Origin of the sequence: Halorubrum sp. SP9 (assembly GCF_005435015.1) — an archaeon.
Lineage (GTDB): Archaea > Halobacteriota > Halobacteria > Halobacteriales > Haloferacaceae > Halorubrum > Halorubrum sodomense.
In genome coordinates, this window is sequence record NZ_SGXU01000098.1 from 1 (window position 1) to 1516 (window position 1516).

Genomic DNA, 1516 nt, shown 5'->3' on the forward strand with positions numbered 1-1516 from the left:
CCTGTTGTTGCGGAACGGTTCTCGGTGTGTTTGCCTGATGCTGAGGTTCCGGGTGGAAACGGCAGTATCGAGGACGCGGTGACGCCGGAGCGGCTCTTCGCCTACCTGACGGGTCGGTCCGATGGTGAGGGTAAGGTGTACTCGTGGGGGAATTCAGAGTATGCTGGCCCGGATGAGAGCGGTGATTGTGACGATGTCAGTTCCACTGTGTCCCCGGGTGCGGTGTGCGGGGAAACACCCCACTTCGTTGCGGAGATGACGGGGCCTGTGGCGACGGGCGGTGGACTCGTTGCTGAGCGCACTACTGACGGTCACGTTGTTGTGACGAACTCTCCACCGTCTGCTGACGCTGGTGTGTCTGTCGTGGTGTGCCCGGTTGAGGATAAGCCGTTCGAGCCGGACGGGTTGGATGCGTGGGCAAAGAAAATGGATGATGTGCCTGTTGAACTTGCTCAGCAGGGTCGATTGCTCAACCTGACAGTAGCGCAGGTGATGGTCCAGCCACCAGGGTGTCCGGAGGGCTAAGCGACGGGCAGCTCATCTACTCAGGCGGGTGGATTATCGACGATGCTGCGTTGTACGAGAATTCGACGACGGTGTTATCGATGGCTGGGGCGGCGCAGGTGGTTGGTATTGAGTGCTGCTTCGATTACTCTGCTGACGCTGATAGAGATGGGCTCAGTGACTTAGTGACACGAGCAGGGCTGAGTGAGCGTGCTCGTCGGGGGGCGCGAATGGACTCAGGAACGGTCGATGAGTTGGTCAAAGCGAGAGTGTTCTCAGCGGACTCGTTTGACCCTGAGGATCCTGTGATGAGTGACTTTCTTCGGTCTCGGTCTGGAGGAGGCGGTGGTGGTCGGGTGGCCCTGACGCACGTGGCGGGGGATGCGCCGGTGTTACACTTGGTAGACGCTGCGAGTGCGTCGGATGATGTGAAATTCAAGGCGGGGGCTGAGCTCTCGAAGAGCGTGAACTGATTGTCTGTACGGCACCGTGGCATCCCATGTGGCGACCCGAGTTTTTCCGACGGTATCGCTGTGCTGTGTACATCCTCTGTATCTCGCACGCCGTTTTTATCAGATTCAGATGATTTCAGCAAGTCAATCGCAGTGTAACCAACATCTGCCGCAGCTACAATAGACTATGATGAACTTGATATCTGGTGATCGAGGATTGGTTTCTCGAATGAATTTTGTAGAGAATGTATAGCTTGTCAACCCTATAGATATTTTATCAAGCAGAGATTAGTTGAGCTAATGAGTGAGGATGATCGCGCTGTTACTCCTGTCATCGCAACAATTCTCATGGTCGCGGTTGTGGTCGTTTTAGCAACAACCATTTCTGTATACTTCTACGATCTTAGCAACACTATAGAACCAGCCCCAAACGCCGCATTTGAGCAACAACTGCTTGACGAAAGTGGTCCTAATGAGCGTCTTGAGGTTACCCTCACACATGGAGGTGGAATCCGTGCAAACCGGGTGCTGATCGTCGCAACAGAGCCAGTCGATATTGG

General features: G+C 54.9%; 2 protein-coding genes. Both read left to right on the top strand.

Translation table 11 applies throughout. The features are described from left to right. On the top strand, positions 1 to 525 hold a 525-nt coding region (locus tag EXE45_RS19780; RefSeq protein WP_158294292.1), incomplete at its 5' end, for a hypothetical protein. A gap of 731 nt (positions 526 to 1256) precedes the next feature. Beyond that, a partial coding sequence (locus EXE45_RS16560) for a type IV pilin (protein WP_137694973.1) occupies positions 1257 to 1516 on the top strand: 260 nt, incomplete at its 3' end.